Source organism: Alishewanella jeotgali KCTC 22429 (genome assembly GCF_000245735.1).
Taxonomy (GTDB): Bacteria; Pseudomonadota; Gammaproteobacteria; order Enterobacterales; family Alteromonadaceae; genus Alishewanella; species Alishewanella jeotgali.
Map to the genome: position 1 here is coordinate 151,777 of NZ_AHTH01000048.1, position 25,262 is coordinate 177,038.

General features: G+C 51.7%; 25 protein-coding genes and 1 riboswitch. Of the genes, 10 read left to right on the plus strand and 15 right to left on the minus strand.

Annotation, left to right across the window (positions count from 1 at the left end; genetic code table 11):
* The first annotated feature begins 83 nt into the window (after positions 1-83).
* A complete protein-coding gene (thiI, locus tag AJE_RS14660; protein WP_008951486.1) occupies positions 84-1,541 on the plus strand; it encodes a tRNA uracil 4-sulfurtransferase ThiI in 1,458 nt (485 codons plus the stop codon).
* Here the strand turns inward: thiI and AJE_RS14665 are convergent.
* Together AJE_RS14665 and AJE_RS14670 are read right to left on the minus strand one after the other, a co-directional pair.
* Entirely contained in the window at positions 1,538-2,425 is an 888-nt protein-coding gene (locus AJE_RS14665; RefSeq protein WP_008951487.1) for a ketopantoate reductase family protein, read from the minus strand. The genes thiI and AJE_RS14665 overlap by 4 nt on opposite strands.
* Entirely contained in the window at positions 2,395-2,757 is a 363-nt protein-coding gene (locus tag AJE_RS14670; protein WP_008951488.1) for a VanZ family protein, read from the minus strand. The genes AJE_RS14665 and AJE_RS14670 overlap by 31 nt, the downstream gene beginning before the upstream one ends.
* Before the next feature lie 81 nt (positions 2,758-2,838).
* Here AJE_RS14670 and AJE_RS14675 point away from each other — a divergent pair, with 81 nt between their 5' ends.
* A complete protein-coding gene (locus AJE_RS14675) occupies positions 2,839-3,321 on the plus strand; it encodes a YajQ family cyclic di-GMP-binding protein (RefSeq protein ID WP_008607581.1) in 483 nt (160 codons plus the stop codon).
* 74 nt (positions 3,322-3,395) lie between these two features.
* Positions 3,396-3,598: riboswitch (cobalamin riboswitch) on the plus strand.
* Positions 3,599-3,633: 35 nt separating this feature from the next.
* Positions 3,634-5,409 carry a TonB-dependent receptor domain-containing protein gene (locus tag AJE_RS14680; protein ID WP_008951489.1) on the plus strand — a complete coding sequence of 592 codons (1,776 nt, stop codon included), beginning with the start codon at positions 3,634-3,636 and terminating at the stop codon, positions 5,407-5,409.
* Positions 5,410-5,435: 26 nt separating this feature from the next.
* On the opposite strand, the gene msrA is transcribed toward AJE_RS14680, so the two are convergent.
* The gene (gene msrA, locus AJE_RS14685; protein WP_008951490.1) at positions 5,436-5,981 is read right to left on the minus strand and encodes a peptide-methionine (S)-S-oxide reductase MsrA; all 546 of its coding nucleotides are present in this window, start codon (positions 5,979-5,981) and stop codon (positions 5,436-5,438) included.
* Positions 5,982-6,069: 88 nt separating this feature from the next.
* On the opposite strand from msrA, the gene AJE_RS18820 reads away from it, so the two are divergent.
* The 3 genes from AJE_RS18820 to AJE_RS14695 are packed head-to-tail and all read left to right on the plus strand — an operon-like array spanning position 6,070 to position 7,742.
* A complete protein-coding gene (locus AJE_RS18820; RefSeq protein ID WP_008951491.1) occupies positions 6,070-6,219 on the plus strand; it encodes an FAD-dependent oxidoreductase in 150 nt (49 codons plus the stop codon).
* Between the two features lie 40 nt (positions 6,220-6,259).
* Positions 6,260-7,039, plus strand: coding sequence for an NAD(P)/FAD-dependent oxidoreductase (locus AJE_RS14690; RefSeq protein WP_008951492.1), 780 nt, complete (start codon positions 6,260-6,262; stop codon positions 7,037-7,039).
* Positions 7,032-7,742, plus strand: coding sequence for an SDR family NAD(P)-dependent oxidoreductase (locus tag AJE_RS14695; protein ID WP_008951493.1), 711 nt, complete (start codon positions 7,032-7,034; stop codon positions 7,740-7,742). The genes AJE_RS14690 and AJE_RS14695 overlap by 8 nt, the downstream gene beginning before the upstream one ends.
* A gap of 101 nt (positions 7,743-7,843) precedes the next feature.
* On the opposite strand, the gene AJE_RS14700 is transcribed toward AJE_RS14695, so the two are convergent.
* Both AJE_RS14700 and AJE_RS14705 read right to left on the minus strand, forming a co-directional pair.
* A complete protein-coding gene (locus tag AJE_RS14700) occupies positions 7,844-11,002 on the minus strand; it encodes an efflux RND transporter permease subunit (protein ID WP_008951494.1) in 3,159 nt (1,052 codons plus the stop codon).
* A 2-nt stretch (positions 11,003-11,004) separates the two neighbouring features.
* Positions 11,005-12,060: an efflux RND transporter periplasmic adaptor subunit gene (locus AJE_RS14705; protein ID WP_008951495.1), complete on the minus strand. Its 1,056-nt coding sequence runs from the start codon at positions 12,058-12,060 to the stop codon at positions 11,005-11,007.
* Between the two features lie 176 nt (positions 12,061-12,236).
* Here AJE_RS14705 and AJE_RS14710 point away from each other — a divergent pair, with 176 nt between their 5' ends.
* The 4 genes from AJE_RS14710 to AJE_RS14725 all read left to right on the plus strand — a co-directional run bounded on the left by AJE_RS14710 (position 12,237) and on the right by AJE_RS14725 (position 16,030).
* Positions 12,237-12,923: a DUF2982 domain-containing protein gene (locus AJE_RS14710; protein ID WP_008951496.1), complete on the plus strand. Its 687-nt coding sequence runs from the start codon at positions 12,237-12,239 to the stop codon at positions 12,921-12,923.
* 57 nt (positions 12,924-12,980) lie between these two features.
* Positions 12,981-13,316: a hypothetical protein gene (locus tag AJE_RS14715; protein ID WP_008951497.1), complete on the plus strand. Its 336-nt coding sequence runs from the start codon at positions 12,981-12,983 to the stop codon at positions 13,314-13,316.
* Positions 13,317-13,511: 195 nt separating this feature from the next.
* Positions 13,512-15,167 (plus strand): DUF342 domain-containing protein, encoded by a 1,656-nt coding sequence (locus tag AJE_RS14720; protein WP_008951498.1) that lies wholly within the window; start codon positions 13,512-13,514, stop codon positions 15,165-15,167.
* Positions 15,168-15,331: 164 nt separating this feature from the next.
* A complete protein-coding gene (locus tag AJE_RS14725) occupies positions 15,332-16,030 on the plus strand; it encodes a DUF2884 family protein (RefSeq protein ID WP_008951499.1) in 699 nt (232 codons plus the stop codon).
* Positions 16,031-16,049: 19 nt separating this feature from the next.
* Here the strand turns inward: AJE_RS14725 and AJE_RS14730 are convergent, their stop codons facing one another.
* The 10 genes from AJE_RS14730 to AJE_RS14775 all read right to left on the minus strand — a co-directional run bounded on the left by AJE_RS14730 (position 16,050) and on the right by AJE_RS14775 (position 25,262).
* The gene (locus AJE_RS14730; RefSeq protein ID WP_008607596.1) at positions 16,050-17,102 is read right to left on the minus strand and encodes a succinylglutamate desuccinylase/aspartoacylase family protein; all 1,053 of its coding nucleotides are present in this window, start codon (positions 17,100-17,102) and stop codon (positions 16,050-16,052) included.
* Positions 17,102-18,019 (minus strand): 30S ribosomal protein S6--L-glutamate ligase, encoded by a 918-nt coding sequence (gene rimK / locus AJE_RS14735; RefSeq protein WP_008951500.1) that lies wholly within the window; start codon positions 18,017-18,019, stop codon positions 17,102-17,104. The genes AJE_RS14730 and rimK overlap by 1 nt, the downstream gene beginning before the upstream one ends.
* A 93-nt stretch (positions 18,020-18,112) precedes the next feature.
* Positions 18,113-19,075 carry a magnesium transporter CorA family protein gene (locus AJE_RS14740; protein ID WP_008607598.1) on the minus strand — a complete coding sequence of 321 codons (963 nt, stop codon included), beginning with the start codon at positions 19,073-19,075 and terminating at the stop codon, positions 18,113-18,115.
* 60 nt (positions 19,076-19,135) lie between these two features.
* The gene (locus AJE_RS14745; RefSeq protein WP_008951501.1) at positions 19,136-20,983 is read right to left on the minus strand and encodes a DUF885 domain-containing protein; all 1,848 of its coding nucleotides are present in this window, start codon (positions 20,981-20,983) and stop codon (positions 19,136-19,138) included.
* A gap of 21 nt (positions 20,984-21,004) precedes the next feature.
* Complete coding sequence (gene hemW / locus AJE_RS14750) at positions 21,005-22,147, minus strand: radical SAM family heme chaperone HemW (RefSeq protein ID WP_008951502.1); 1,143 nt, start codon at positions 22,145-22,147, stop codon at positions 21,005-21,007.
* A complete protein-coding gene (gene rdgB / locus AJE_RS14755; RefSeq protein WP_008951503.1) occupies positions 22,144-22,749 on the minus strand; it encodes an RdgB/HAM1 family non-canonical purine NTP pyrophosphatase in 606 nt (201 codons plus the stop codon). Before rdgB ends, hemW begins: the two co-directional genes overlap by 4 nt.
* Before the next feature lie 9 nt (positions 22,750-22,758).
* On the minus strand, positions 22,759-23,190 hold the full coding sequence (locus AJE_RS14760; protein WP_008607602.1) for a DUF4426 domain-containing protein: 432 nt from the start codon (positions 23,188-23,190) through the stop codon (positions 22,759-22,761).
* Positions 23,191-23,203: 13 nt separating this feature from the next.
* A complete protein-coding gene (locus tag AJE_RS14765; RefSeq protein ID WP_008607603.1) occupies positions 23,204-23,743 on the minus strand; it encodes a YggT family protein in 540 nt (179 codons plus the stop codon).
* Between the two features lie 15 nt (positions 23,744-23,758).
* The gene (proC, locus tag AJE_RS14770; protein ID WP_008607604.1) at positions 23,759-24,574 is read right to left on the minus strand and encodes a pyrroline-5-carboxylate reductase; all 816 of its coding nucleotides are present in this window, start codon (positions 24,572-24,574) and stop codon (positions 23,759-23,761) included.
* A complete protein-coding gene (locus AJE_RS14775; protein WP_008951504.1) occupies positions 24,567-25,262 on the minus strand; it encodes a YggS family pyridoxal phosphate-dependent enzyme in 696 nt (231 codons plus the stop codon). Before AJE_RS14775 ends, proC begins: the two co-directional genes overlap by 8 nt.

Consider the following 25,262-nt stretch of genomic DNA (forward strand, 5'->3'; position numbering starts at 1 on the left):
ACACAGCCAGCACAGTGCCTTGTTCGCACTTCGCTGGCTTTTTCGCTATAATACGCGCCATTTTTTGCTACTGACAAGCCATCATGCTGGAATTTATTATCAAGCTGCACCCGGAAATCTCGATCAAAAGTAAATCAGTGCGAAAACGGCAGACCATGCTGTTGGAGCGCAATCTGAGAACTATCCTGAAACAACTGGATGAACAGGTAGAAGTGCTGAATAACTTTGACCACCTTACCGTGCGCAGCCAGCAGGCAACAGCGTCACTGCGCAGCCAGATGATTGAACGTTTGAGCTGTATTCCTGGTATCGTCAGTTTTTCCCAGATGCAAACCCGACAGTTTACCGATCTGCACGATATTTTTCTGCAGGTAGCGGCGGTTTATGAAGCTCAGTTGCCGGGCAAGACGTTCTGTGTTCGGGTCAGGCGACAGGGGAGCCACAGTTTTAGCTCGCTGGAAGCCGAGCGTTATATCGGTGGCGGGCTGAACCAGCGGGTCGACAGTGCCAGGGTGCAACTGAAAAAGCCTGAGCTGACGATTAAGCTGGAAATTAAGCAGGATCAGTTTTTATTGGTCAGTGAAAGTTTTGCCGGTATGGGCGGTTTCCCGCTGCCGTCGCAATCTGATGTGCTGTCCTTGATCTCGGGCGGTTATGATTCAGCGGTAGCCAGCTATCTGATGATCCGCAAGGGGTTACGCACGCACTATCTGTTCTTCAATTTAGGTGGTGCAGCGCATGAGACTGGCGTGCGGGAAATGGCGTTCTATCTGTGGCAAAAATACAGTTTGTCGCATCGGGTGAAATTTGTCAGTGTTGATTTTGCGCCGGTAGTGACCGAAATTCTGGAGAAAGTGGAATCCGGCCTGATGGGCGTAGTGTTAAAACGGATGATGATGCGTGCCGCCAGTCAGGTAGCAGCAGATTTAGGCATCAAAGCGCTGGTAACCGGTGAAAGCATCGGTCAGGTTGCCAGCCAGACCATTGCCAATCTGGCGGTCATTGACCGGGTTACCGATACGCTGATCCTGCGACCACTGATTTATCAGGATAAGCAGGAAATCATCGACCTGGCAAAACAGATCGGTGCTGAGGAACTGGCCCGTACCATGCCGGAATACTGTGGCGTGATCTCAAAAAGCCCGACCGTCAATGCCGTGCTGTCTGAGGTGGAGGCGACAGAAGCGGCCTTTGACAGTGCCATCTTGCAGCAAGTGGTTCGGGACGCCAAAATTCTGGATATTCGCACCGTCGAGTATCAGGCTGAGCAACAGGCCCGTACCGTTGGGGTAGAAGATGTCTTGCCTGCGGATGCGGTGGTGCTGGATATCCGGTCACCGGATGAAACCGAGGCTAAACCCTTGCAATTGCATAGCCACCAGGTACAACAGATCCCCTTTTTCCGTCTGGCATCGCAATTCCCGCAACTGGATCAGAGCAAACAGTATTACTGTTATTGCGAACGCGGCGTAATGAGCCGGCTACAGGCCTTACTGCTGCAGGAAATGGGTTATCAAAATGTGGCGGTGTACCGGCCTTAAGCCGTTGCGGCAAGCGCTTGCCAGAGTTTCTGATTCGCAGGTACCGCCAGGCCATGCCTGGCGGCGGTTTGCACAATAAAGCCGGTAATAGCAGACAATTCGGTACGCCGGCCCGCTTTCACATCTTGCAACATCGATGATTGATTTGCTGCCGTTGCTGCGATGACCTGATAAACCAGAGCTAGGGTGGCGTCCAGTGACAGAGCAATGCCCTCGGCAGCAGCCACTACACAGACTTCTGCCACTATAGCCTGCAGCTGAGGTTGAAATTCAGCATCCGCCAAAACTCCATTTTTGCATTGCAATAATGCCGTCAGTGGATTGATTGCAGCATTAACAGCAAGTTTGCGCCACAGCGCTGGACGGATATCTGAAGTCAGGGTTAAAGGGCCTAACGCGATGTTCAGCCAAGACGTTACTTCTTTGGTATAGGCCTGAGCTTCGGGATTTAGTGGTGCCAGGATGCTGCTGCCAACCCCAGTATGACTGACACCAGCTGGGGTTCGTAATGCTGCCTGGCTGGTGCTGAGAAACCACAAAGCTTGTTTCGGCCCCACCAACTGGGTTAAAGCGGCGAGATCTGGCATACCATTATGGCTGATTACCAGCTGGGTACCAGGATTCAATGCAGGCAGCAACTCATCCAGACAAGAGAACAGTGCGTACGCTTTTACAGGAACCAGCAATAACTGGGCAGGCAGGCGTGACGCCTGAAATCGCAGAGAATGAAGAGCGCCGTCTATTGCCTGATAGTCAATCGCTAAAGGTACTGACTGGCGCAGCCACAAACTTACCTGCCATCCAGCCAGCTGCAGGTTGCTGGCTGCCAGCAAGCCGATGGCACCCTGGCCAACTATGCTGCACTGCGGCTGCGTGGTCGCCATTGATGCCATAATTTGCGGCCCAGGTAAAATGCTAACACACCGGCCATATCGGCAACCCAATCCCAGATATCACCGTGTCGACGTGTAAAGTATTCTTGCACTACCTCAATTAAAGCACCATAGATAGCAAGTAACAAAAATAGCTTCCAAAAGACCAGCCGGAAGCCTTTAAAAAATAGCCAGCTTAGCACTAAGAAAATCAGGAAATGTGCCAGTTTGTCCAGATTAGCTACACCAAGCCCAATTCGGTGACCACTCAGCTCAGCCAGGAAACCGAAGGTTGATAGCAGCAGCACAAAACAGCATAACACTTGATAAAAGGATTGGGGCACGTTACAACCTCCGCGAAAGTCGCTCGGATTGTAACAGTTTTCTGGTTATAATCGCCAGTAAACCGCATACAGGAGAATAAGATGCCGTCCTTTGATATTGTCTCAGAAGTCGATCAGCAGGAAGTGTTGAATGCTGTTGATAATGCCAATCGGGAATTACAAACCCGCTTTGATTTTCGCGGTGTCACCGCTGAATTTGCGTTAAAAGACAAAGTGGTGACCCTGACCGCTGATGCCGAGTTTCAGCTGCAGCAAATGGTAGAGATTTTTCTGACTAAGGCTGTGAAACGCGGTATTGATATCCGTTCATTCAAAGAGGGGAGTGTCACCTTCTCCGGTAAAACCTGTAGTAAGACCTTGAATCTGTTACAAGGTATTGAAACCGAGATGGCGAAAAAATTGGTTAAGCTGATTAAAGACAGCAAAGCCAAGGTACAGGCTTCGATCCAGGGGGAGCAGGTACGGGTGACCGGCAAAAAACGCGACGACCTGCAGGAAGTCATTGCATTGGTACGTGGCGCCGAGCTGGAGCAGGCGTTTCAGTTCACCAATTTCCGTGATTAAGCTTCAGCCATCCAGAAGTCTATTGACATTCTGAGATTACGGCGTAAACTGCGACGGCTTTTATCTTCGGATAAAAGCCGTTTTTATTTTCAGGTGCCCTGGCAGATGCTGCCGAGGGTTAAACGGGAATCTGGTGTAACACCAGAGCTGCCCCCGCAACGGTAAGTAACTGTACCTGTTTCTAATGCCACTGTCGCAAGATGGGAAGGCGAAGCAGGTGGTGGCCCAGAGCTGCCAGGTAACAAGCCCGGAGACCGGCCTGACAATCCGACCAACCTGATGCAATGTGCGGTGGGCACATTGGGAGATGCTATGTTGCAATTTCGTCTGGCAGCACCGCTGCTACTTACGCTTTGTTCAGCCACAACTATGGCTGAGTCTGTTGAACGCATTAATATTCACGCCAGCCGCACTGCCTTAGCAGAAGCCGATGTACTGGCCAGTATCTCGGTGCTGGAGCGTGAAGATATTCTGGCCCGGCAAGCTGCTGACCTACCAGCTTTATTGGCACAGTTACCGGGCATTAACCTGTCGCGGGATGGTGGCCGTGGCCAAAGTACCGGTCTTTATCTGCGCGGCGGTAATACCGGTTACACCCTGGTGTTGATTGATGGTGTGCGTGCCGGCTCGGCTACCACCGGTGCCAAAGCCCTGAGTATGGTTCCGCTGGAATTAATTGAGCGGATTGAGGTGATCCGTGGACCCCGCGCGGCCTGGTATGGTGCCGATGCACTCGCTGGGGTGATTGTCATTAGCACCCGCCAGGGGCAGGGCGCTGAGCTGCAACTGAATGCCGGCAGTTACGGTCAGGCCGCTGCCGATCTGGCACTGGGCCAGCAATTAGGGGCGCTGCAGTTAAACAGCGCTTTCGGTTACAGCCGGGCCGACGGTTTTGATGTGCGGGATGGTCTGGATCCGGATCGGGATGGCTATCAACAGCGTTTTGCCAAATTTGCTGCTGCCCTGACCACGGTAGCGGGGGACTTTAATGCCCAGTTTGATATTAATTCCGGCACCTATCAGTATGATACCGCCTGGGGAACTGAAGATCAGGGCGATGTATTGCATCGCAGCTATATTTTCGGTTGGCAGTATGCTGCCGACCAGCTGCAACAGCAGGCTCAGCTTAGCCGTAGCCTGGATGATGAGACCAGCTTTGGTCCAGACTCCCGTAGCCCCTTTGTCACCGAGCGTGAGGAGTTTAACTATCAGGCCAACCTGGCATTGAGCGAGGCACTGAATTGGTTAGCGGGTGTTAACTGGTATAGCGAAGATGTACAGCGCTCGGGTGTCGGTTATCTGGAAAGCCGGCGCATCAATCGGGCGCTATTCAGTGGTGTGCATCTGAAGCAGGATAGCTGGTTACTGGAGGGCTCGACCAGGCGCGATCTGACCGACCAATATGGCGCCAATAATACCTGGCAACTGGCGGCTGGCTATCGTTTTGCCGAACATTGGTTAGTACGGACCAGCCGTGGTGCGGCCTTTAAAGCGCCGACCTTTAATGATTTATACTATCCGGGCAGCGGCAATGCAGAGCTTGCGCCAGAGCGCAGTATCGCGGATGAGATTGCGGTTAGCTATCAGGTTGCCAATGGTGGTTTTGAACTGGCCTGGTTCGAAACCCAGGTGCAGGATCTGATCCAGTTTGATATGACCAGCTTCCGGCCGGAAAATATCAGCCGGGCGCGTTTGTCCGGTGTCGAGTTTGCCGTGACCGCAGAGCTGGGCAGTTTGACCCAACAGCTGGCCTATACCTTGTTGAATACCAAAAATCAGTTAAGTGGTCAGCGTTTGGTGCGCCGGCCCAAACATACGTTACACTGGCGATTAGAGCAGCAATGGCAGGCGCTGAGCGCCTTTGTGACAGCGGATTATCAGAGTGATACCTATCAGGGCGATTTTGCCAGCCGCAGCGAGCTGGGCGGCTTTACGCTATGGGGGCTGGGCCTGGCCTATCAGCTGCAACCTGCGCTGACGCTACGGGCCAAAGTGGATAACCTGCTGGATAAACAGTATCAAACCAGTGACGGTTACAATACCGCCGGTGTGAATCTGAATCTTAGCCTGCAATACCGCTTATTCTAAGCGATATGGTGCGCCCGAGGCCGTCGTTATGACGGCCTTTGTTTTAGCTGAGCTAAAAACTGCTGGCGAAACTTCTGCAGCTTCGGGGTGATGATCCAGTGGCAATAGCCTTGTTGCGGATTCTGGCGGTAATAGCCCTGATGATAGGCCTCTGCCGGATAAAAGGTACTGGCCGGACTGAGCTCGGTGACGATAGCGGCATCAAACAGACCGGCCTGATTGAGCTCGCTAATAAAGGCCTCCGCCTGTTGCTGTTGGCTGCCGCTGTGATAAAAAATGACTGAGCGGTATTGGCTGCCAATATCATTGCCCTGGCGGTTTAGCTGGGTCGGGTCATGCAGGGCAAAAAATACCTGACAGAGCTCGGCAAAGCTGATGCGCTCCCGGTCATAGCTAACCTGCACCACTTCGGCATGACCGGTCTGGCCACTGCAGACACTCTGATAATCCGGCGCTGCGGTATGGCCGCCCATATAACCACTGAGCGCGCTGTGCACGCCCTCAAGTTCATTCAGTGCTGCCTCCAGACACCAAAAGCAGCCGGCGCCAAAGGTTGCTACTTCGTTTGCCATTTTTGATACTCCCTGCACTGTGATCTGATCATCTACCTTAAGTTTAACGTAAGTAACACATTATTAGTTTAGATGGGAGCAGTAAAAGATGACGATCGCGGTAGTCGGTGCCGGTATCGCCGGCCTGGCTTGTGCGAACCGGCTGCAACAACTGGGCAAGCCGGTTCAGCTATTTGATAAAGCCCGCGGGCCGGGTGGGCGTATGACCAGTAAACGTAGCGCTGAAGGGTTATCTTGATTTAGGTGCGCAGTATTTTACCGCCCGGCACCCGGCTTTTATGGCACAGGTTCAACAATGGCAACAGCAAGGCGTGGTTGCGCCCTGGTTGGCTGCTATGTCGCAGTTTGTGGCGGGTAAACTGCTGCCATCTCCGGACGCTCAGCTGCGTTTTGTCGGTGTGCCGGCGATGCATAGCCCACTGCGGCAGCTGGCGCAGGATCTGGATATCCGCTACCAATGTCAATTACAACGGATCTGGCAGCAAGATCATTATTGGTGGCTGCAGGATAGAACAGGCCAGGACTATGGCCCTTTTAGCCAGATCGTACTGACAGTACCACCTCAGCAAGCTGTGGCAATGTTGCCAGCTGAGTACAGCACACTGTTACCACAACAGATATTGACCCCCTGTTGGGCGGTTGATTTGCAATTGACAAGGCCAAGCGGTAGCAATGTTGGCGGGATCTTTGTCAAAGACCCGCAACTGCCGTTGTCCTGGCTTTGCCGGCAAAATAGTAAACCCGGACGGGCAAGCCCGGAGCATTGGTTATTGCATTTTACGGCAGCCTTTAGTCAGCAGCATCTGGAGCAGCCGCCCAGCTTCTGGCAGGACCTTGCTGTCGAATTGCTGGCTAGGGTTCTGGCACGGCCGGTCGAGGTTACTGCTGCTATCTGTCATCGCTGGCGCTTTGCTCAGATTGCGGAGGTTGCACAGCCAGTACCGCCGGTTAGTCTTGCAGCTGGCCTTTGGCTGGCCGGTGACTGGTTGCGCGGCGGAAGGGTAGAAAATGCCTGGTTAAGTGGTACTGAGGTGGCGGAGCAGATACAAAATGACTGAACACTGGTTAATTATTGGCGCCAGCGGCGGCATTGCGCAGGGCCTGCTACAGAATTTATTGGCTGCCGGGCATCAGGTGTCGGCGATCAGCCGCCAGCCGTTAGCTGAGCCGATATCCGGTGTGAGCTGGTACCAACTACAGAGTGCAGAGCAGGGCGCAGCGGACGCGGTTTTGACCAGGATTTTTCAGCTGTCCGTTACCGCCGTTGTGATATGCCAGGGCTGGTTGCATGGCGATGGGCATTTGCCAGAGAAAAGTCTGCAGCAAGTAAGCCGAGAGGCGCTGCAGCAGAGTATGGAGATTAATCTGTTTAGTCCGGTTTTCTATTTGCAGGCGCTGCAGCCCTGGCTACAGAAACAACCGGGGATCCGAGTGGCGGTACTCAGTGCTAAGGTCGGGAGTATCAGTGATAATCAGCTCGGTGGTTGGTACAGTTACCGGATGGCGAAAGCGGCGCTGAATATGCTGGTACGCTGCGCCAGTATTGAGCTTGGCCGCGTGAATAAAACCGCAGCGCTGTTTAGCTTGCATCCGGGCACCACCGACAGTGCTTTGTCGGCACCTTTTCAGCAGCGGCTGCCGGCTGGGCAATTGCAAAGCGCAGCGGCAACGGCCGAACGTTTGCTAAGCGTGATCCGGCAAAGCCAGCCGATGGACTCCGGTTTGCTGCTAAACTGGGACGGGCAGCCGATCCCTTTTTAATGCTCTGATGCGGCACAATAAAAAACGGGAGCACCAGGCTCCCGTTTTTTATTATCGTTCTTAATCCACCTCCTATGGAAGTGGATTTTTACTTACGCCAGTTAGGGCTTTGCAGGCGAGTTATCGCTATCGATAGCGCCTGGTACCACCTCATCAGCCGCATGTTCGTCCGGCGCTGCCGCCTCCAGCCGTTCCAGCTCACGACTTAATGCTTTCGGTGAGCCAGTGTTGCGGGCAATCGCAATATAGGTCACAGGCACTACGTAGAGCGTTAGCAGAGTCGCAAAGGCGACACCGCTTAAAATCACCATACCAATTACCATTCGGCTTTCTGAGCCCGGGCCTGTTGCCAGTACTAACGGCAAGCTACTCATCACCGTAGTAAAGGCGGTCATTACGATAGGGCGTAGTCGCTGCGCAGCCGCGCGCTTTACCGCCTCTTCAAAGGCGATCCCGGCATCACGCAGCTGGTTGGCGAACTCCACAATCAGGATGCCGTTCTTCGCCACTAAGCCTATCAGCATCACGAGTCCGATTTGACTGTAGATATTCAGTGTCATGCCAGAGAAATACAGACCCGACAGGGCACCAACCAAACCAAGTGGTACGGTGATCATAATCACCAGCGGATGGATAAAACTTTCAAACTGAGCCGCCAGTACCAGATAGGTGATAATCAATGCCAGTACAAACACCAGTGCGGTTGATTTGCCACTTTCCTGGAACAGTAAAGACTCGCCTTTATAATCAATGCCGACCGGTTCATTGATTTCGGTACGGACGATAGTCTCCAGATATTCCAGTGCTTCCCCCAGACTGTAACCCGGTGCCAGACCACCGGTAATGGTAATGGCGCGCATCCGGTTATAGCGGTTCAGGCTGGAGGCCGTCGCTTCTTCACGCAAGGTCACCAGGTTATCCAGTGGAATTAACTCCCTGCTGCTGTCTGAGCGGATATACACATTGCTGATTTTACCGGGGGCGCGGAAGTCATCGTCCAGACCTTCGATAATCACATCATATTCCCGGCCACGGTCCAGGAAGGTAGTCACCCGCCGGCCACCCAGCATCGCTTCTAAAGAGCGACCAATTGCCCCAACTGAGATCCCCAAATCGCCAGCCCGATCTATGTCGATCTCTACCAAAACCTGTGGCACTGTTTCTTTATAGTCATGGTCCAGCATCAGTAAGTTTGGATTTTCTGCAGCTTTGCGCAGAATAATATCGCGCCATTGCGCTAGCTCTTCGTAGGTATTGCCCTGAATTACAAACTGAATTGGCCGGTTTCCACCACCGCCGCCACCTAAGCCACCACGCATAAAGGTGAAGGCCCTAACATCTGGCAGTTCGTTTATTTTTCGGCCAATTTCAGTCACTAGCTCCTGAGTCGGTCGTTTACCGTTATACCAGTTCTCGGTGCCCACAATGGCAATACCGCCACTGTTACCCCAGCCTGGTACCCGGATCAGCATTCGTGTCAACTGACCGTCCTGGTAATAAGGGGTCAGGATATCTTCAATTAACCGCATATTGCGGCTATTGCTCTGATAGCTGGCGCCCTCAGCCGGACTCATCATTACAAAGAAGGTGCCACGGTCTTCCTGCGGTGCCAGTTCGCTTGGTAACATCCGTACCAGTTGATAGCTGGCCAGGAAACACAGCGCCACGACGATTAATACCGGCCAACGTGTGTTGCAGACCACCGCTAACTGCCTCTTATAGGCGGCTTCCAACTTAGCAAAAGCAGCGTGCAGCCAGGTACCCAGCTTACTCTCGCGTTTGCGGTGACTCAGGATTTTCGAGCACAGCATTGGAGATAACGTCAGGGCTACCACACTGGAAAACGCCACCGCTGCTGCCACCGCCAGCGCAAATTCAGTGAATAGCTTACCCAACTGACCCTGCATAAAGACCAGCGGCACAAAGACGGAAATCAGTACCAGGGTCGTGGCAACCACCGCAAAACCGACTTCCCGGGCACCGCGATAGGCTGCCAACAGCGGCGCTTCACCCTGTTCAATCCGGCGGTAAATATTCTCCAATACTACGATAGAGTCATCCACCACTAAGCCGATGGCTAACACCATCGCCAGCAAGGTCAACAGGTTAATGGAGAAATCCAGGGCAAAGAGCACTGTTACCGCTGAAACCAGCGCCACCGGTACGGTAATAGCCGGAATAAAGGTGGCTCTGATATTGCCGAGGAATAGGAAAATCACCAGTATAACCATGCACATGGCGATGCCAAGGGTGTTATAAACCTCTTTAATCGACTGAGCGATAAATACTGAGGAATCGTAACCTGGTTCTATTGTCATGCCGGCTGGCAGATTAGCTTTAATTCGCTCCATTTCCGCCCGGGCATTCCGTACTACTTCCAGGGTATTAGCCTTGGACTGCTTGATGATACCGATACCCAGAATATTCTTGCCATCGCTTCTGAACTCGCCTTCTTCATCTTCGGCAGTCAGCATAACATCAGCGATTTCCGATAATCTAACCAGATAATTATTGGCGCCCCGTTTAACGACCAGTCGCTCGAAATCCTGTTGAGTGCGGAAAGAGCGTACTACCCTGACGGTAAAGTCACGGTCAAAAGATTTGATATTACCGGCGGGAAGTTCGACATTCTCTGCACGGAGAACCGCCTCTACATCCTGAACTGTCACGCCACGGGCGGCCATGGCATCTCGATCTAGCCAGACCCGCATTGCATAGTCTCTGGCACCACCAAACTGCAAACGGGCTACACCATCGACGACTGAAAAGCGTTCTGCAATGTAGCGGTTGGCATAATCAGTCAGTTCAAGCGTGGTCATATTGTCGCTATTCAGCAAAAACCAGGCAATGGTGTCTTCGTCAGCATTGGCTTTAAATACCTCTGGCGGATCGGCCTGATCCGGTAGGTTATTCAGCGCCCGGGAGACCCGCTCGCGCACATCGTTAGCAGCTGCGTCGATGTCTCGCTCAACGTTAAACTCAATAGTAATGCTAGAGCGGCCATTGCGGCTGCTGGAGTTAATATTTTTAATGCCTTCAACGCCACTGATTCGGTCTTCCAGCATTTGGGTGATTTTGCTTTCGACAATTTCAGCAGAGGCGCCAGGATAATTGGTATTAATACTGACTATCGGAGAGTCGATATCCGGATATTCCCGTAGCGGTAGCATGGTAAAACAGACAATACCGAATATGACTAACAGTAAGTTCACAACAGTGGCAAATACCGGGCGCTTGACAGAGGTATCAGATAACCACATAACTAGCCCTCGACTTTGCTGATGGTGACGCCGGTACGTACTTTCTGTACACCTTCAATAATGATTTCATCACCTTCTTGTAGCCCAGCAACTACTTCTACCCAGCCTGGGATCCGTTGTCCGATCTGGACTTCCTGCTGCCGGACTCGGTTCTCGGCATCAACAACAAAGACGTATTGTCGGTTTTGCTGAGGGACCAGTGCTTTTTCCGACACTCGCAGCACTTCTCTATTTTCTAGTTGTAAGCGCACATTCAGCAACATACCGGGACGAAGCAAGATTTGTTCGTTATTGATTACGCCGTGCACCGTGACTGAACGAGTGACCGGATCCAAGCGGGTATCTATGGCCGAGACTTCGCCAACAAAAGCGCGGTTACCATAAGCGACGTTGGTTACGGTGACCGGCATGCCGACAGCAATCTCAGCTAAATGACGCTCGGCAACGCTAAACTGGACCCTTAGTTGCTGCATATCGTCTAGGGTTGAGATTACTGTACCTGCATTCACAAAGGCGCCACGACTGACTTGTCGTAAACCTAAATAGCCGGTAAAGGGAGCCCGGATAGTCATATCCTGCAACTGTTTGCGAGCCGTATCTAACTGCGCCAGTGTACTATTTACGCGGGTGAGTTGTTCATCCAATAAAGATTGAGCAGTTGCTTGGGTTGTCGCTAGGTTTTTTAAGCGGTCAAGCTGACGTTTTTGTTCGCTTAACACGGCCTCTAGTTCTGCGACCCGAGCTTTTTGTTGCACATCATTTAAGCGAGCAATAATCTCGCCTTGAGCAACCTTCTGACCTTCGTTAACGTTGAGCTCTATCAGAAACTCACTGCTTGGTGCGATCAGTTGAATCGAGTTATTGGCGATACCGGTACCTATGGCACCGACTTCTCTCGTCATCGTCTGGCTTTGCACTATCGCTGTTTTGACCGCGATAGGGCCGCCAGGCCCTCTGCTATTGCCATTTGTTTGCTGAGATTGCCAATAAAGGAAGCCGACAAAGCAGAGTAAAGCGGCTAAGATAAACCAAATCAAGCGCGAATGTGATGAAGACAAGGTAACTCCAGCTAATCATAAAATAAACTGATAGTATTGTATGGAAATAAACGACAAGCAGATTTCCTGTTATCGCAGTAAGGGCGCTATTGGTCGTATCACAGCGCTGTAGCGTATCGTAAATCCGTACTGTGCTAATCTGTAGTAGTACCAATTTTATTGCAAGGTAACGATTTTTGTTTGAGGTAGTTATGACCATGCAGGCATTTTCCGGCTCAGCCAGTCGCGGCGGAGCTCGACTCATCATCACCAGCGGCGTAGTTTTTATATTACTGGTGTTTTACACCTTAGGGTTTGCTACCAACTTCAGCGCCATATTGGCCATAGCTTATATTGCTAGTGCTATGGGCTTGTTTATTGGTTGGGCCAAGTTGGCTGAGCCGCCTTTCAGTTTACTTTGCGAATCACAAGGTATTCGATATCAGCATCGTGTTGGTAGCTTGTTATTACCCTGGTCTGCATTTAGCTTTTGCGCAGTTCCCTCGATAGAGGGGAAGCAGCTGGCATTTATTGGATTCAAAATTACTAACTATGATCTACTGTTACAGGGCTTACCGGTGAGACTTGCCGTACGGATGATGACTGAGCAGCGGGCGCTTTATCTTGAAGCAGTCAGGCAGAGCTGTAGCTCCGGACAGTGCGCATCGGACTTACTGCGTGAAAAAGATTCATTCAAAACGCAGTCTGGACAGTATAGTGGCGTAAAAGCCATCTTTGCCCAACGAATGCAACGCTTAGCGCAAGCGAGTGGCTTCGAGTTGCTGGTGCCTGTGAATGTAGGTGCTGAGCAGGCAGAGCAATGGTGTCGGGATATTAACAAAAATCGTTTGCAACAGTTACAACAGTTACAACCGTCAAACTAGACAGTGGGATGGTGCTGTATCATAATATGCTAAAACGAGAGTAATGGCAGAGCAGTAATGAATAATTATGAAAAAGCCTTTTTGGTCAGTGGCCGAAATACCATCATTCATAAGAACAAAAAACTCGATCTGATTATTGTCAATGATGACCAGGATCCGCCTCTTATCGTAACACGGCACGGCGTGAAGAAATTTGACGACGCAGTTCCAGCTAGTCGGCTGGAAGCTAAAGAGCGCTACATGGAGTTGGTCGATGTTTCCAGCGTAGAGGTATTTGGCGAAACCAAAACCTTGCTGTTTATTCAGGCATTAAACAACAAAGAGTATAAAGTCGATTACAGCAAAAGTGATTCGGATATGTTTATTCGGGTACACCAGGATAACTATATCTGACTTTTTAGTGGTACCTTCCCGCACTATTATGCCCTGTAGCGAATCAGGGCTTGCCTTTAGCCAAAATTTTTGGTTCAGTAGTAGTTATTTTGTATAGTCTTGTCTGGTTATCGAGCTGGGTCCTGCGAGGAGCGGGATCTTTACGCGTTAACAGGCAACCAAGGTACTATTTCCCTGAAGTAACGGGACGAGGCAATGGAATTTACTGAGCACGATAATAAAATTACGATAAAGGTGCCGGTTACTGCGGATGCGATCTCTGCAACCATAGTTAAGCAGGGTCTGAGTGAAGCTGGCTTTAGCCGGTGCTTACTCTTGCAGAATCAACTAGATAACCTCCTGGCAGAGTATCAGCAATTTCAACAAAAAGTAAAAGCACTGACCTTGGCTGAAGGTAGTAAAGTGTTGAGCTATGTTATTGCTGAAAAGCGCAATGCCCAACTCAGTTTTGAACTTTCTGACGACAAAATGATCGCCACTGCAGTAATCACTGCAGCCTATGGTGGTGCGCCATTATCCGCAAATGAACTTGTTAAAGCGGCTCAGCAATTAGGGATCGTCTTTGGCTTTAGTAAAGATAATATTATTCATCTGGTACAACAAGCGAGCAGAGCAGAGCCAGGCGGTCGTTTAAAAGCCGAAATTGCACATGGACGACCCGTTAAAGATGGTATCAACTCACGCTTCGAACCTCTCATCTCAGATATGGTTAGACGTCGCAATCAACCCTTGATCGAGTCTGATGCCAAAGCTGACTTGCGTGATTTTGGTGCCATTCCCTCGGTTGCCAAAGGTCAGCCGTTAATGCGACGTTATCCTCCGACAAGTGGAGAGGCGGGTGTGGATGTCACTGGTCAGCAAACCGCTCCCGTTCCGGGTTCGGTATTGGATTGGCAGCTAGGGGATGGCGTCGAAATCAGCTCTGATGATCCCGATCTGCTGTTAGCGGCTCAGGATGGCTTGCCCAGAGCCATTGATAACGGTGCGACCGTAGATGATGTGTTTACCGTTAAAAATGTTGATTTATCGAGCGGTCACATCGTTTTCAAAGGGGCGGTGGTCATTAATGGTAATGTGACCGCTGGCATGAAAGTGATAGCCGGTGGTAATGTCTTTATCAAAGGTGTGATGGAAGGTTTGCTGGTTGAGGCTGGTGGCGATATTTCTATTAGCGGCTCTATTATTGGGCATCAACTCAACAACCCTTCAGCTGACGCTGAATACAGTACAGTGCTAAGAGCAGCTGGAGACATTAATTGTCATATCGCACAATATTCAGCATTCTTTTGTAATGGGCAGCTTCATGTCAGTAAATATCTGATGCACTGTGCGGTAGAAGCGGAAACTGTGGTAGCCGGCACAGTAGATAAACCGCAGGGTAAAATTGTTGGTGGACACTTGCTGTTGGGGCAGGGCTTGAGCTGTGGTCAATTGGGGTCACCGTCCAGTGGAGTTGTGCATATAAGCCTGAATCGTCACTTAACGCCGATGATGCAACAACAAGAAACGTTGCGCACCCAGCTCAGCCAATGTAAGGTCTCATTAGCTGATTTAAAAGAGCGGATCGAGAAGCAAAGAAAATTGCTGGCTGGTCAAGCTGATGAGCTCGTGCAGCAGCTGGAGCAAGATTTTGCCGAACAGCGACAGTTGGCTCATACCCTAGTGCAGGAAATTCGGAGTTTGGAAGAACAGAAACTGAAAATCCTGTCGCAATTGCAGGTTAAGGTATCACAACAATTATTTTCGGCCGTTGAGTTTTTGTTTGGCAAGGAAGTGATCCGTAGTCGCCGCGAATATGGTCCATCTTTGATTGTCATGCAGGATGGCCACCCCACTATTAGCCCTTTATAACCACCGATGCGACTAACTTGTCGCTGACTGCGATAGCGGTAGGTGTGCTGTTGCATTTTTTTTTCTAAGCTGTCTATTGGTTTTCGGTATGAGAGTACACAGTGCGCATCCTTAGCTTAATATTATTACTCCTTGTCAGTTTTTCTGTCACCGCGGATTGCAATATGGCCTTCCGCTATGGTGTGCTGATCTCTCCGGATCAGATCCGCATTATGCAAAATAACCGCACTTTCGTTCAAATCAATGAAGATAAACAACTTTTTATCAAAGGCGAATGGTTTGAGCTGGAAGATGATTCGCAACAGTTACTGCAGCTCTATGCCCAGGGCTTACGCCGTTTTGTGCCGGAAATTGTTAGCCTGGCGGTGGATGGCGTTGAAGTTGGCTTATCCAGTATCGAGGCGATGCTCGCCGGCGTCGGTAATAAGTCGCAACAAGCCGAGTGGCGCGCACTGATCCGGGAAACCACCTTTCAATTTTTATCGCGCTTTGTGCGCACCGGCGATCACTTTTATCTGGCACCACAAAGCTTAAATGAGCTCGATAACTTCCTTAACGGCGAACTAAAGCCGCAGCTGACTATGCTGGCACGGCATACCGTTGGAGCGGTTTGGGGCGCGTTGCGCGATGCACTGCGGCAATCGGACAGCAACTTTGAAAAGGCCGATAGTCAGGACTGGCAGGCAGTGAATCAGCTGATGGATAAAATTACCCTGGGTATGGATCAGAAAATGGTCGAGTTGGAAGCCAAGTCCGCGCTGTTTTGTCAGCGAATGCGCGAGCTGGATGACATCGAAACCAAGCTGCAGCAGCAACTACCTGAGCTGGCTGAATTTGATGTAGTGGTCGAAAAAGCGCCCTAGCTCGTGTTGAGTTTTTAGCTTAGACCACACCATACTCATCGGTCAGCGATAACGGCATCGCATTGTCCACTTCGTCACTGATTGCATCCAGCGTTTTCTCGGCTTCCTCCAGTGAACTGACCTCTGCAATATGGAACAGCGCCTCGCCTTCATTCACCAGCGGCAGGTTAGTGCGGCCGATAATCACCCCGGACAGCGTCGCCGTAACCGCAACCTCAAAGTCGGAATAAGGCGAATAGATATGCGCCAGCAGATCGCCCTGCTGTACCGTCTGCCCCAAGCTGACATAATAACGGGCGATGCCATCATGCTCGGCCCGCACCCAGCTGCTCTTCTTCGAAAACAGCGAGCGGGTTTTACCGAGTCGCTTGCCGCGACTTAGCATACCCAGTTGCTGCATCACATTGACGATACCGCGTACGCCAATCTTAATGGACTGCTCATCAAAGCGCAGCGCTTCGCCAGCTTCATACAGTAAAATCGGGATCCCTAAATTGTTGGCTGTGCCGCGCATGGTGCCATCGCGGCTGGCTGCCTTGATAATAATCGGCGCGTTAAAGCTTTCCGCCATACTCAGTGCCACCTTATCCTTGGCACTGGCTCTTACCTGTGGCAGGTTGCTGCGATGAATGGCTCCAGTATGTAAGTCTATGGCATGAGTACATTTACTGAGGATTTGTTCGGTAAACTGAAACGCCATCCGGCTGCCCAGGGAGCCTTTCTCACTGCCAGGAAAACTGCGATTCAGATCCCGTCGGTCCGGTAAATAACGCGACTGCTGCACAAAGCCGTAAGTATTAACAATGGGTACCACCACCAAAGTACCGCGCAGCCGGTTCAGGCGGGGGACCTTCAGTAAGCGGCGGCAAATTTCGACACCGTTAATTTCGTCACCATGTAGCGCGGCTGTAACCAGTAATACAGGGCCATCCTGACGGCCATGCACCACATGAGCGCCGATATTCAATTCGGTATGGGTATAGAGCTTACCAAAAGGGATGTCTACTACCGCCCGGCTGCCGGCCGGGATCTGACTTTCACCGAGGAAAAAGGGGGCGCGTAGTTCGGACATTAGCCGGTTCCTTTTGTTCTGGCCGGTTTGCGGCTTTTTTGGCTGAGCACCCGCTTCTCCAGATGCTGGATAATGGCAGCGGCAACGTCTTTGTTGGTCGCCGCTTCAATACCTTCCAGGCCGGGTGAACTGTTGACTTCCATCACTACAGGGCCGTGATTTGAGCGTAATAAATCGACTCCGGCAACATCCAGCCCCATGGTTTTCGCGGCAGCCAAGGCGGTACGCCGCTCCTCTGGGGTCAGACTGACTTTGGTTGCGGTACCGCCACGATGCAGATTAGAGCGGAACTCGCCGGCTTTCGCCTGGCGCTTCATCGCTGCAACCACCTTGTCGCCAACGACAAAGCAGCGGATATCAGCGCCATTGGCTTCTTTAATATACTCCTGCACCAGAATATGTGCATTAAGCCCCATAAAGGCATCAATCACACTCTCGGCCGCGGTACGGGTCTCGGCCAGCACCACACCGATGCCCTGAGTTCCCTCCAGTAATTTAATCACTAAGGGTGCACCGCCAACCATCTCAATCAGATCCGGAATATCGCCGGGCTTATCGGCAAAACCGGTGATTGGCAAGCCAATACCCTGGCGCGCTAACAGCTGCATTGAGCGCAGCTTATCGCGGGCGCGGCCAATGGCGACAGATTCATTTAGCGCGTACACGCCCATCATTTCAAACTGCCGCAGTACCGCAGTGCCGTAAAAGGTAATAGAGGCGCCAATACGGGGGATCACCGCATCAAAGCCTTCTAACACTTCCCCTTTGTAGTGAATCGAAGAGCTAATGCGGTTAATATTCATATAACACATCAGGGGATCGATAACCCGTACTTCGTGCCCGGCTGACGTTGCCGCTTCAACCAGACGTTTAGTGGAGTAGAGTTCAGCATTGCGCGATAAAATCGCTATTTTCATATGGGCTCCGACGCGGCCGGTAATAATGGCCAATAGCGGCATTATTATGCGGCCGTGGGAGCGCCGCAAGAGATCATAAGATTATATTCGTTATTACCACCATTTCAGATGTTTAAACCAGATCAGACTGCCAAGGCCCACCGCCAGCATAAAACCCAGGGTAAGATAATACCCCCATTCCAGCTCCAGTTCCGGCATATTGCTAAAGTTCATGCCATAGATCCCGGCGACAAAGGTTAGCGGGATAAAGATACTACTCACCATAGTCAGTACCTTCATCCGCTCGTTGATTTGATGTGAGGTGGTCGACAGATAGCCCTGAACCAGATCGCTAAGCTGGTCATAATACATCTCGGTCATCGAATGCAGCCGTTCAAACTTTTCATAAAAGTCGCGCAAATCGGCCAGCGCAAAACGCCGCAGCAGACTATGCTGCTCCTCGAACAGGGCATCAGCAAAGAGATCTTTTTGATAGGCCAGGTTGCGACTGACTTTACGCAATACGGAGCGATAACGCATCATCATCGTCATCAGCTCGTCATTACCTTTGTGTAACATCCGATCTTCCAGCTCACCCAATTCATCCTCAAACACCAGTAATTTTTCCAGATAACTGGCGGATACAGTCAGGGTCAGCTGTTTTACCCAGTCACTGATTGGGTTATTACCGGGCTGTGTTAACTGCGGCTGTAGTTGACTACGCAGCAGCTGCTGGCTGCAATGCAGCTTAGTGATTAGAATATCCTGACTAAAGAGCAGGTTAAGCTGGGCATTTTCAGTCAATTCGCTGAAATCAGCGTCGGCATAAGCGCGCAAAATCAGTAAATTAAAATCACCCACCGCTTCAAATTTTGGCGGGTGCCGCGTTTTGCTAAAGTCTTCGGCCATGGTAGCGGCGATGCCCAGGTCCTGCAGCAGTTGTTGCTCTTCTGCTGCGCTGGCTTGTTGTAAATCAAGCCACAGCGGCGGCGTATGCCGCGCATTCGCTGGCAGGCGGCTGACCTGCTGTTGTTGCCAGCCTCCCAGCTCGGGATCATAATAATTGACGCTGATCATCCGTTATCCTCCATGGCGAGTGCCGTACCACCAGGCAGTACGGCTGATGCCCACTGCTATTTAGGCGCGTTTGCTGGCGATATAATCTTTTACCAGTTGCTCTAATACATCGAGCGGTACAGCGCCATTTTTTAGCACCACATTGTGAAACTCGCGGATATCAAAGCGCTCACCCAGTTCGGTTTTCGCCAGCTCGCGCAGTTCCAGCAGTTTGATCATGCCCACCATATAGGCGGTGGCCTGGCCCGGCATCACAATATAACGCTCAATGGCTTTTACCGCATCGCCTTCTGGATTAGGGGTATTGTCGACCAGATACTGGATCGCTTGTTCACGGCTCCACTTTTTAGCGTGAATACCGGTATCGACCACTAAGCGGGCGGCACGCCATAATTCCATCGCCAGCCGGCCAAAATCAGAGTAGGGGTCCTGATAAAGGCCAATTTCTTTCGGTAGCAATTCAGAATACAGGCCCCAACCCTCAATATAGGCGGTTGCACCACCAAAGCGGCGGAATTTCGGAATGCCGTCCAGCTCCTGCGCAATAGCCAGTTGCATATGGTGGCCCGGAATGCCTTCATGATAGGCCAGCGCTTCCAACTGATACTTTGGCATATCGCTCATGCGGTACAAATTGGCGTAATACACGCCGGGGCGGCTGCCATCCATCGAAGGGCGTTGGTAAAAGGCTTTACCCGCGGTTTGTTCGCGAAATGGCTCAACTGCTTTGACTATCATCTCTGCCTTGGGCTTAACCAAAAACAGCTCGTCCAGCCGGGTACGCATATGGTCAATGACGGCAGTGGCTTCAGCCAGATAAGCCGCACGGCCCTCCTCGGTATCCGGATAGTAAAACTGTGGCGCCTCGCGCATAAACACAAAAAACTCCGCCAGATCGCCGGCAAAGCCCACCTGCTGCATAATTTGCCGCATCTCGCCATGAATGCGCTCAACCTGTTTGAGCCCCAACTGGTGGATCTGCTCGGCACTATAATCGGTGGTGGTCATCCGGGCCAGGCGGTTTTGATAAAAGGCCGCCCCATCCGGGAAACGCCAGACGCCATCATCGGTACCGGCTTGCTGCTCTAATTGCTGTAAAAAGCTGATCAGACTGCGATAGGCCGGCCCTACACTGGTAATGAGTGCCACTCTGGCTTCATCCAGCAACAGCTTTTGCTCGTGCTCTGATAACGGCAGGGCTGCCACCTTGCTACTAAAATCTGCCAGCAGAGTACTGTCACCCTGCTCTGAAAACGGGGCGCCCTGCAGTAGATTTTCGCTGGCCGAATATAGGTGCGGAAATACAAATTTCGGTACTATGATGCCGGCTTCGGCACTTTGCGTGAGCAGGTGCTGTAACTGACGGAATAATTCCGGCACCGCATTTAGCCGGGCGATATAGGCTTTGGCATCGTCGACGGAGTCGATTTTATGTTGATTGATCAATAGCGCCGGCACCTGCGAATGCACGCCAAACATCTGATTCACCGGATAGCTGTACAGGCGCCAGCGCGCATCTTCCAGCATTTCCTGTAGCTGCTTGTGCATTAGCTGATAACTTAAACGGCTTTGTGGATCCAGGGCGGCAACATCAATCGCTCCCAGTAAGGCCAGATGCTGGCGGGTGAGTGCCAGTTCTGCTTCGAACGCCGCATCAGACAGATCCTGCCATTTATCATAGTCATCTTTTATGCCGAGGCTGGTTTGTAATACCGGGTTGCGCTGCACCCGCTCGTTAAAGATTTGCTCAAACAGCTGATTCGCCCGTTCATTCATATCCACCTGTTGCTGTGCAACCGTCGGTACTACGGCGCTGGGTTCAGCCGTTTTCGGGCCGCAGCCACTGATTAGCAGACTACCGAGTAGCAGCGGCAGGGTAGCAGTTCGGAAAGTCAAATGTTGTCGCATAACAGACCTCTGTTTGGTTATTTAAATAAAGAGTGTCAGTAAATCATTCAGATAGCGGGCACCTTTGGCCGTAATTTGCCAGTGACCCGGGCTTAGCGTCAGTAATTGTTTGTGTTCGGCTTCAGCCAAGGGGCCACTGATAACACTCAGCGGCAAACCGGTCAGGGCGCTAAAGTCACTGATCGGGCAGGGCTCCAGTAAGCGAAAGCGGTTCATAAAAAACTCAAAGGGCCGGTCTTCCGGCTCGACCTGGGTACGCTCGTCCAGATAGCCGCGGCTTAAATCCATATAGCCCTTCGGATGTTTAATCTTTACTGTACGCAAAATACTATTGCGGCTGGGCAGGGTGATTTTACCGTGGGCACCACAGCCAATGCCCAAATAATCGCCATAGCGCCAGTAATTCAGGTTATGCCGGCACTGATGGCCGGCTTTACTGTAGGCTGAGGTTTCATATTGTTGATAACCGGCTGCAGCCAGCAGCTCAGCGCCGTGCTGCTGAATATCCCATAACAGCTCATCCTCAGGTAACACTGGTGGCCGGCTGGCAAAGGCAGTATTCGGCTCAATCGTCAGCTGATACCAGGATAAATGCGGAGGGTTAAGGTCGATGGCTTGCTGCAAATCAGCCAGGGCGCCTGCCAGTGTCTGACCAGGCAAACCATGCATCAGATCCAGATTAAAGCTCTGCAGTGGCAGGGTCGCAGCCAGCCGCGCCGCGGCTTTGGCTTCTTCGGCATTATGAATGCGCCCCAGCGCGCTCAGTTGCTGCGTTTGAAAACTCTGCACCCCAATCGAAAAACGCGTCACTCCGCCAGCGACATAGCCGGCAAAGCGCTCCGCTTCAAAGGTGCCCGGATTGGCCTCCATTGTCACTTCTAAATCCGCAGCGACAGGGAGCCGCTGTTTAACCCCGTCCAGAATTTGGGTGATGCCGGCCGCGCTAAATACACTGGGGGTGCCGCCGCCGATAAAAATGCTGCTAAGTTGGCGGCCAGCGACCAGTGGCAGATCCTGATCTAAATCGGCCAGCAGGTGCGCAATATATTCCTGCTCCGGGATCCCTTGTTTCACAGCATGGGAATTAAAATCACAGTAAGGACATTTCTGAATACACCAGGGAATATGGATATAAAGTGATAGCGGCGGCAGGCTTAAACTCAAAGCGCGCGCTCCTTAACCTGCAGCGCGGCCACCAGTTGTCGCAGTGCCTGCCCACGATGGCTTAGCTGTTGCTTTTCTGCTTTGGTCAGTTCGGCTGCGGTTTTGCCAAGCTCAGGCAAATAAAACACCGGATCATAACCAAAGCCGCCATTGCCGCTTTGCGTCAAGGCAATTTCGCCTTGCCAGCTACCGTGGCAAATTAGCGGTGTCGGGTCTGCAGCATGTTGCAAATACACCAAAACACAATGAAAAGCAGCTTGCCGATCACTGGCAGTGATGCCGGTCATTGCCTGCAGCAGTTTGTCGATGTTGGCCTGATCGCCAGCGCCAACACCGGCATAGCGGGCAGAGTAAATACCGGGGGCGCCGCCCAGGGCCGCAACCGCCAGGCCTGAATCGTCGGCAATTGCCGGCAAGCCGGTGATCCGGGCAGCATGGCGGGCTTTTAAGATGGCATTTTCAACAAAGGTCAAACCGGTTTCGTCGGCATCGCTTACGCCCAGTGCGGTTTGTGGCACAATGTCCAGCGCAAAGGGCGCCAGCATTGCCGACAGTTCTGCGACCTTACCGGCATTACCGGTGGCCAATACCACTTTTTGCATCAGCAAGTCCTATTCGGTATAGAGTTTTTGTTCAAAGTTCAGTTGCTGACGCTGATTACCCTGGCGGATATCCAGGCTAAAGCGGAACTGCTCTTCATTACGAAATGGCATGACGGCGATATAGTAAATGGCCTCGCCATCTTTAATTTCGCGAAAGGTCAATTCACGTTGCTGACCGAGTAAGTTGCGGGCAATACCACTGATCACCACTTGCTGTGCCTGCTGGCTTTGGCTATCCAGTACCGAAATATTAATAATGGCGTTGCTTTTGTTGCGGCTTAAATTGGCGGCCCGCGCCACTTCCGGCGTTAAGAAGGTCGAGTTAAAGGCGATATAATGCACATCCCAGTTACCCAACTGTTTCTTTTGTTCAGCCTGGGCGTTTGGGGTTAACAGCAGAGCAAGCAGCAAAGCGCTAATCAGCTTAAGTAATGGGTGCATAATGGGACTCCTGTTAAACAAATCTTAGCCAGTCGCTGAGCAGAATATTAATAAACTGCAGGGCGACCAGTACCACCAATACTGACAAATCCAGGCCGCCCAGTGGCGGAATAATCCGACGAACCGGCGCTAAAAAGGGTTCAGTTAACTGATGGAACACCCGTTCCATCGGGTTTCGGCCCTGACTAAACCAACTCATAATGGCCCGGATCACCAACACCCAAAACAGCAGGTTCAAGGCTTCTTTTAGTAATAACAGACCGCCTAACACAAAGCTGACGCCAAGATTAAGTGACGGTGAAAACACCAGTTGCAGCACAATAAATTTGGCCGTGGCAATCAGATAGGCTAGCAGTAGGGTGGCGGTGTCTAACTGACCGAGGCTGGGGATCACCTTGCGTAATGGCAATACCAGCGGGTTAGTGGCCTTGACCACAAACTGGCTAAACGGATTATAAAAATCGGCCCGCGCCAGCTGTAACCACAGGCGGAGCATTACCACCATCAGATAGAGCGTAAAGGCGGTATTAATAAGAAAAATTACTGCATTCATCAGATCACTCCCTGCTTAAAGCGTTTTCGCCATTTCTTCTGCACGGTCAATTGCCGCCTGCATCGCCGCAGCGACCATCTGTTCTAAGCCGGCAGCGCTGAAGCTACTAATGGCTTCATGCGTGGTACCGCCTTTTGACGTCACTTGTTGCCGTAATTCGTCGAAGCTGTGGTCGCTTTGTAGCGCCATGGTGGCTGCACCGAGCGCAGTTTGAGCGATCATCGCTTTCGCCTCGCTGCTGCTAAAACCGAGTTGCTCGGCTTTTTGCTGCATAGCTTGCATAAAATAGAAAAAGTAAGCCGGGGCACTGCCGGTTGCGGCGATAATATGATTAATCTGTGCTTCGTGCTCTAACCAGACCCGCAAACCGGTGCCGCTGAAAATATGGTCAACAAAGGCGCGCTCGTAGTTGGAGCAGCGACTGGGGAAGAGCCCTGTTACGCCCAGGCTCACCAGCGCCGGCGTATTCGGCATCGCCCGTACCAGGCGGATATCACCTAACCACTGTTCATAGCGCGCTACCGGTAAACCCGCCGCCAGGGTGATAAACAGCTTCTCCTGACATTCTGGTGCTTCGGCCAACAGTTGTTCGCACACCTGCTGCATCATTTGTGGTTTGACCGCCAGCACTATCACATCAGCCCAGCGGGCGGCCTCAATATTGCTGAGGCTGGTGGCAATCGCAAAGTCAGCCTTAAGCGCAGTCAGCTTTGGTTCACTGCGATTGGCTGCCAGAATATTTTCCGCCGGATAGCCGGCTTTTACCATAGCGGCGATGACACAACGTGCCATATTACCTGCGCCGATAAAGGCGACCCTGTTGTCATTCATGCTTGTCATAATTCCTTGCGCCAAAAATAGCCGTACCTAATCTTATCATAGTTGCGCCATATCGCAGAGCCAGTGGCCAGTCATCGGACATTCCCATCGATAATTCAACAGCTTGAGGATAGTGCTGCTGCAATAAGCGCGAGAGTTGTTGCATTTGGGCAAAGTCCGCTTCCAGTCGTGCCGGGTCGGGCTCCGGAATCGCCATCAGTCCACTGAGTGTCAGGCCAGGCAGAGTGGCGACGACAGCTGCCAGCGGCAGCATCTGCTCTGCAGTGATACCTGCTTTACTGGCTGCGGCGCTGATATTAATTTGCAGTAACACCTTTAACGGCGGCAGATGCGCCGGGCGCTGCTCGGACAGGCGGCGGGCGATTTTCTCGCGCTCAAGGCTGTGTACCCAGCTGGCGGTTTCTGCCACCAGTTTGGTCTTATTTGACTGTAACGGTCCGATAAAGTGCCACTCCAGCTCACCCAAATGGGTAAGCGCAGTGGCTTTAGTGGCCAGTTCCTGCGGATAATTTTCGCCAAAGCGCCGCTGACCGGCAGCATAGGCCGCTTCAATATCTGCCGCAGTCTTGGTTTTACTGACCGCAATCAATTTTGGCGCCGGCCATTCGCTGGGCCGGCTTTCGCTGAATTTGTGCAGTTGCTGATAGGCGAGGGCCAGTTGTTCTGCTATGTTATTCAT